Origin of the sequence: Mesorhizobium sp. M1307 (assembly GCF_040318155.1) — a bacterium.
GTDB lineage: Bacteria > Pseudomonadota > Alphaproteobacteria > Rhizobiales > Rhizobiaceae > Mesorhizobium.
This window is the reverse complement of the sequence record NZ_JAMYLR010000020.1, coordinates 86,560-93,250: the sequence shown is the minus strand read 5'-3', so window position 1 is coordinate 93,250 and position 6,691 is coordinate 86,560. Positions and strand designations below refer to the sequence as shown.

7 protein-coding genes are annotated in these 6,691 nt (G+C 62.8%); 1 reads left to right on the top strand and 6 read right to left on the bottom strand.

Annotated elements, in window-relative coordinates:
* Positions 1–174 precede the first annotated feature (174 nt).
* Positions 175–966, bottom strand: coding sequence for an ABC transporter ATP-binding protein (locus NKH16_RS21310; RefSeq protein WP_352453396.1), 792 nt, complete (start codon positions 964–966; stop codon positions 175–177).
* A gap of 176 nt (positions 967–1,142) precedes the next feature.
* Between NKH16_RS21310 and NKH16_RS21305 the strand changes: the two genes are divergently transcribed.
* Positions 1,143–1,547, top strand: a complete 405-nt coding sequence (locus NKH16_RS21305; RefSeq protein ID WP_352453397.1) for a cupin domain-containing protein — start codon at positions 1,143–1,145, stop codon at positions 1,545–1,547.
* A gap of 35 nt (positions 1,548–1,582) precedes the next feature.
* Here NKH16_RS21305 and NKH16_RS21300 read toward each other — a convergent pair whose 3' ends face one another.
* The 5 genes from NKH16_RS21300 to aptA all read right to left on the bottom strand — a co-directional run bounded on the left by NKH16_RS21300 (position 1,583) and on the right by aptA (position 6,602).
* Positions 1,583–1,924, bottom strand: a complete 342-nt coding sequence (locus NKH16_RS21300; RefSeq protein WP_031211553.1) for a hypothetical protein — start codon at positions 1,922–1,924, stop codon at positions 1,583–1,585.
* A 29-nt stretch (positions 1,925–1,953) separates the two neighbouring features.
* On the bottom strand, positions 1,954–3,405 hold the full coding sequence (hydA, locus tag NKH16_RS21295) for a dihydropyrimidinase (protein ID WP_352747533.1): 1,452 nt from the start codon (positions 3,403–3,405) through the stop codon (positions 1,954–1,956).
* Positions 3,406–3,463: 58 nt separating this feature from the next.
* Positions 3,464–4,714, bottom strand: a complete 1,251-nt coding sequence (locus NKH16_RS21290; protein WP_352747530.1) for a Zn-dependent hydrolase — start codon at positions 4,712–4,714, stop codon at positions 3,464–3,466.
* A gap of 3 nt (positions 4,715–4,717) precedes the next feature.
* Positions 4,718–5,164 (bottom strand): endonuclease domain-containing protein, encoded by a 447-nt coding sequence (locus NKH16_RS21285; protein WP_352747528.1) that lies wholly within the window; start codon positions 5,162–5,164, stop codon positions 4,718–4,720.
* Positions 5,165–5,273: 109 nt separating this feature from the next.
* Positions 5,274–6,602, bottom strand: a complete 1,329-nt coding sequence (gene aptA / locus NKH16_RS21280) for an omega-aminotransferase AptA (RefSeq protein ID WP_352471500.1) — start codon at positions 6,600–6,602, stop codon at positions 5,274–5,276.
* Positions 6,603–6,691: the final 89 nt, after the last annotated feature.

Sequence of the window (6,691 nt, the reverse complement as noted above, 5' to 3'; positions counted from 1 at the left end):
ACATATGGACGCAAGCGATCGAAAACGACGCAAAACAACCGTTGCAGGCAGGGCGCCGTCCACATATGGATCCTAGGGTCTGCGCAGGCCGCTTCGCGGCTGCTCCGCCCTAGGATGACGAAGGCATGGGTGGCCCCGCTAGCCCCGCTGGGGAGAGGAGGGAGCTCATCCCGCTCAATCATCATAGCTGTGCCCTGCCCTCAGCCCGTCCCGCACGCGTGCCGCGATGGCCAGGAACTCCGGCGTCTCGCGGATATCGAGCGGCCGCTTTTTCGGCAGCGTCGATTCTATGACGTCGCTGACGCGGCCCGGACGCGGCGACATGACGACGATGCGCGTCGACAGATAGACCGCCTCGGGGATCGAATGGGTGACGAAGCAGATGGTCTTGTTGGTCCGCTCCCAAAGCTCCAGCAGCTGTTCGTTGAGGTGGTCGCGCACGATCTCGTCCAGCGCACCGAACGGCTCGTCCATCAACAAAAGGTCGGCGTCGAAGGCGAGCGCCCGCGCGATCGAGGCGCGCTGCTGCATGCCGCCCGAAAGCTGCCAGGGGTATTTCTTCTCGAAGCCGCTGAGGTTGACAAGGTCGAGGGTTCGCTTGATGCGCGCCGCCTGCTCCGCCCTGGACAGGCCCATGATCTCCAGCGGCAGTGCCACATTGCGCTCGATCGTGCGCCACGGATAAAGTGCGGCCGCCTGGAAGACATAGCCATAGGCGCGGCTCTGGCGCGCCTGCTCGGGCGTCATGCCGTTGACGGAGATGGCTCCCGATGTCGGCTTCTCCAGATCGGCGATGACGCGCAGCAAGGTCGTCTTGCCGCAGCCGGAGGGCCCGATGAAGGACACGAATTCCCCCTTGCCGATCGTCAGGTCGACATTCGACAGCGCCTGTACCGGACCATCATTGGTCTGGAAGGTCAGGCCAAGCTTGCTTGCCGAAACAACGGCTGGCGATACTCCCGTCATCGGCCGTAGCCTGTCGCTTCCGGCCACTGCGGCGCCGGCCGGAATCCCATTGATTTTACCCCGATGTTGCTTTCCACTCGCCCAGTCCTACTCGCCGCAGTTTTACTCGCCCCAGTTCTATGCGCCCCAGTTCTACGCGCCCTTGTCCCATCAGATAGACGCCCGGAGTTGCCCCGATGTCGCCCAAACCGACTTGCCATCTTATCCGCCCTGAAAGCTCTTATGAAGGCAAGCAGGGCCTGAGTTATTTCGCCGGTATCGCCGCCGAAACAGTCGGCTCGTCCGGCATCTGCATGCATCTGCTGACCATGCCGCCGGGTGCCCGCGCCAAGGCGCATATGCACGAAAACCATGAAACCGCGATCTATGTGCTCTCCGGCGAAGTCCATACCTGGTATGGCGACCGGCTCGAACAGCATATCGTGGTCAAGGCCGGCGATCTTTTCTATATTCCCCCCGGCGTGCCGCATCTGCCGGCCAATCTGAGCGACGGCCCCGCCTCGGCGGTCATTGCCCGCACCGATCCCAACGAAAAGGAAAGCGTCGTCCTGCTGCCGGAACTGGACGGGTTGGTCGCCTGACGCCGGCATCGAGGCAGCGGTCGTCATCGGCACCGTCACGAACATGATTTCAGCGGTCCTATCTCTTCAAGGCCGGGAATGGTCACGAAGAAACCGTCCCCTCCTCTGTTGATGACCTTGACGACATCCGTGGTCGTGCCCTCCTCGCCCTCGGCGAAACAGGTGGAGCTCAACAACAGGGTGCCAGGCGCCGTCGTCAGTCGCTGTGCGAACTGGCAGCCGCTGCCATAGGTTTCGACGCCGTCGGCGGTCAGCACGACATAATCGTCGCTGTCCTGATAACCGAGCCGTACACCAGCGCAACCGACCTCATTGCCAAAGGAGCCGGCAAGGACGTCAGCCGCCGCCGGCCCGGCGGCAAGGATCACCGCGGCCATTGAGATAATCGCTCCGTGGCTCGCCAAGCTCAAACGCCCGTCGCCGGGATGCCCGTCCGTTCCACCTTGCGCGGCGCGGAAATTTCCTTCCACGTCGACAGCGCCCGGTTGACCGCCGCGTTCGGCTCGCGAGCGACGAACTCGCCATGGCCGGGCTTCGCCTTGACCTCGTTTTCCTCGATCGACAGTTCGCCGCGCGAGAAGACGAAGCGCGGCAGGCCGGTTACCTCAAAACCTTCGAAGACATTGTAGTCGATCACCGACTGCTGCTTCTTGGCCGTGATCTTCTTCTTGCGCTTCGGGTCCCATACGAGGATGTCGGCGTCCGCGCCTTCGACGATGGCGCCCTTCTTCGGGTACATGTTGAGGATCTTGGCGATGTTGGTCGAGGTCACCGCGACGAACTCGTTCATCGTCAGCCGGCCGGTCTTGACGCCGGTCGTCCACAGCACCGGCAAACGATCCTCGAGCCCGCCCGTGCCGTTCGGGATCTTGGTGAAGTCGCCGACGCCGTTGCGCTTTTGTTTGGTGGTGAAGGCACAATGGTCGGTCGCCACCACTTGCAGCGATCCGGCCTGCAGGCCGGCCCACAGCGAATCCTGGTGCAGTTTGTTGCGGAAGGGCGGGCTCATGACACGGCGCGCCGCATGGTCCCAGTCCTTGTTGAAATATTCGCTCTCGTCGAGCGTCAGGTGCTGGATCAGCGGCTCGCCGAACACCCGCATGCCTTTCTGCCGCGCCCGGCGGATGGCCTCGTGCGCCTGCTCGCAGGAGACATGCACGACATAGAGCGGCACACCGGCCATGTCGGCGATCATGATGGCGCGGTTGGTCGCCTCGCCTTCGACTTCAGGCGGGCGCGAATAGGCGTGTCCCTCCGGGCCGCTGTTGCCCGCCGCCAGCAGCTTCTGCGACAGCGCCGCCACGACGTCGCCATTCTCGGCATGGACCAGCGGCAGCGCGCCAAGATCGGCACAGCGCTGGAACGACGAATAGAGCTCGTCGTCATCGACCATCAGCGCGCCCTTGTAGGCCATGAAATGCTTGAACGAGGTAATGCCCCTGTCAACGACGGTGGCCATCTCATCGAACACCTGCTTGCCCCACCAGCTGATCGCCATGTGGAAGGAATAGTCGCAGGACGCCTTCGAAGTCTTGTTGTCCCACATCTGCAGGGCCTCGAGCAGCGATTGCTGCGGCGCCGGCAGGCAGAAATCGACGACCATGGTCGTGCCGCCGGCAAGGGCCGCGCGGGTACCGGATTCAAAGTCGTCGGCCGAATAGGTGCCCATGAACGGCATTTCGAGATGGGTATGCGGGTCGATGCCGCCCGGCATCACATAGCAGCCGCTGGCGTCGAACTCATGGTCGCCATGCAAATCCGAGCTGATGCCGATGATCTTGCCGTGCTTGAACAGCACATCGGCCTTCCACGTCCGGTCGGCGGTGACGATGGTGCCATTCTTGATGACTTTGGACATTTTCTTGTTCCCTTATTCTCTTCGCGCTTCTTGTGAGCGGCGTTGCGAGGCTATCCCATCATTCGACAATCACCGCCGTGTCGACGACCGCATGGAACAGCACGTCGGCGCCGGCCGCTGCCCATTCCTTGGTGATTTCCTCGGCCTCGTTGTGGCTGAGACCGTCGACGCAGGGGCACATCACCATTGCGGTGGGTGCGACGCGGTTGATCCAGCAGGCGTCATGGCCGGCGCCGGAGACGATGTTGCGATGCGTATATCCCAGGCGCTCCGCCGCATCCCGCACAGCCTTGACGCAGCCCGCGTCGAAAGTGACCGGGTCGAAATGGCCGACCTGCTCGATTTGATATTTGATGTCGAGCGCGTCGCAGATCGTGTCGATGCCTTCGCGGATGCGGCCGTCCATGGCGTCCAGCACCTCCTTTTCCGGCGAGCGGATGTCGATGGTGAAGACGGTGCGCCCGGCAATGATGTTACGCGAGTTCGGATAGACCTCCATATGGCCGACCGCGCCGACGGCGTCGGGTTGATAGTCCATGGCGATCTCGTGCACCAATTCGATCACCCGCGCCATGCCGAGCCCGGCATTGCGCCGCTTCGGCATCGGCGTCGAGCCGGTATGCGCCTCCTTGCCGGTCAACGTCACCTGCAGCCATTTCAGTCCCTGGCCATGGGTGACGACACCAATGTCGATGCCCTCGTCCTCGAGGATCGGGCCCTGCTCGATATGCAATTCGAAGAAGGCGTGGATCTTGCGCTCGCCGACTTTCTCGGTGCCCTTCCAGCCGATCCGTTCGAGCTCCTCGCCGAATTTCTTGCCGTCCTTGTCGACATGCGAATAGACGTCGGCCTGATCGAGCACGCCGGCGAACACCCCGGACGCCATCATCGCCGGCGCAAAGCGGGCGCCTTCCTCGTTGGTCCAGTTGGTGACGACGATCGGGTGCTTAGTCTTGATGCCGAGATCGTTGAGCGAGCGCACGACCTCCAGGCCGCCGAGCACGCCGAGCACGCCGTCATACTTGCCGCCGGTCGGCTGGGTGTCGAGATGGCTGCCGACATAGACCGGCGGCAGGCTGGCATCGGTGCCTTCGCGACGGGCAAACATCGTACCCATCTCGTCGACGCCCATTTCGAGCCCCGCCTCATCGCACCAGCGCTTGAACAGATGCCGCCCTTCGCCGTCCTCGTCAGTCACGGTCTGGCGATTATTGCCGCCGGCAATGCCGGGGCCGATCTTCGCCATCTCCATTATCGAATCCCACAAACGGTCTGAATTGATTCGCAGATTCTCGCCGGGGGCGGCCATATTCTAAAACCTCATTGGTTGTGGCACGCCAGCGTCCCCCTCCCCCTCGAGGGGAGGGTGGCCGCGAAGCGGTCGGGTGGGGTCGGCTGACATGCGCGCGACCTTCTCCTTGACCACCTGTCCGACATGCCAAGCGCTGTTTATGACATTGGGCTCTTCGACGCGAAAGATATCGAACCCGAGCGACCGCAGATAGGCATCACGGACGGCGTCGTGCCGTTTGCCCTTCACCTGTTCGTGCAGATCACCATCGACTTCAACGACCAGCTTTACCGCAAGGCAGGCAAAGTCGACGATATAAGGCCCGATCGGACACTGGCGCCGGAATTTCATCGCAGCCGATTTCAATTCGCGCAGTTCATACCAAAGCAGCGATTCGCCTTTGGTCGCATGTACTCGAAGCGCGCGCGCCTTTTGGCGCATTTCGAAGCTCACGCGGGTCCAGGGCATCACAGGCACCTATGCGGCCGAAGGTCAGGCTGGCGCGCTGCCGCGCCGACCCCACCCGGCCGCTTCGCGGCCACCCTCCCCTCGAGGGGGAGGGAAAGCTGCACCTGGTTCAATCCACCGCCCTCAGCACTTCGCGCACGTGGTCGATCAATTCGTTGATCTGGCCTTTGGTGATGATCAGCGGCGGCGACAGCGCGATGATGTCGCCGGTGGTGCGGATCAATGCACCGCGCTCGAACGCCTTCACAAAAGCCGAGAAGGCCCGCTTCGTCGGCTGGCCGGCGATCGGCGCCAGCTCGATCGCGCCGATGAGGCCGATGTTTCTGATATCGATGACGTTCGGCTCGCCCTTCAGCGAGTGCAGCGCGTCCTCCCAGTACGGCGCCAGTTCCTCGCCGCGCGTCAGCAGCCCTTCTTCCTTGTAGGTGTCAAGCGTGCCCAGCGCTGCCGCGCAGGCGATCGGATTGCCCGAATAGGTGTAGCCGTGGAAGAACTCGATCATGTGCTCGGGGCCGGTCATGAAGGCGTCGTGGATTTCCTTCTTCACGAACACCGCGCCCATCGGGATGACGCCGTTGGAGACGCCCTTCGCCGTGGTCATGATATCCGGCGTGACGCCGAAATAGTCGGCGGCAAACGGCGTACCGAGACGGCCGAAACCGGTGATGACTTCGTCGAAGATCAGCAAGATGCCGTGCTTGGTGCAGATCTCGCGAAGCTTCTGCAAATAGCCCTTCGGCGGCAGGATGACGCCGGTGGAACCGGCAACCGGCTCGACGATGACGGCGGCGATGGTCGAGGCGTCGTGCAAGGCGACGATGCGCTCCAGCTCGTTCGCCAGTTCCGCGCCATGCTCCGGCACGCCCTTGGTGAAAGAGTTCTTTTCCGGCAGATGCGTGTGGGGCATGTGATCGACGCCGCCGAGCAGCGTGCCGAACATCTTGCGGTTGGTGACAATGCCGCCGACGGAGATGCCGCCGAAATTGACGCCGTGATAGCCGCGTTCGCGGCCGATCAGACGGGTGCGCGAGCCCTCGCCTTTGGCGCGGTGATAGGCGATCGCCATCTTCAGCGCGGTCTCGACCGATTCCGAGCCGGAATTCGTGAAGAACACATGGTCCATGCCCTTCGGCGCGATGTCGACCAGCCGGTTCGCCAGCTCGAACACGATCGGATGGCCCATCTGGAACGCCGGCGCATAGTCGAGCTCGGCCGCCTGGCTCTGGATCGCCTCGGTGATCTTCGGGCGGCAGTGGCCGGCATTGACGCACCACAGGCCGGCGGTGCCGTCGAGAACCTTGCGCCCGTCGCTGGTCGTGTAATGCATGTCCTTGGCCGACACCATCATGCGCGGCGCCTGCTTGAACTGCCGGTTTGCCGTGAACGGCATCCAGAATGCACTGAGATCGTTCGGCGTGACTTTCAGCCGGTTGGACATGACCGAGACTTCCCCTTGTAACCTGTTTCGGTGCGGCTAACGCCTGGTCTTTCCAACTTGGTCTTCGCGACGTTTTCGTGCTACGCAAA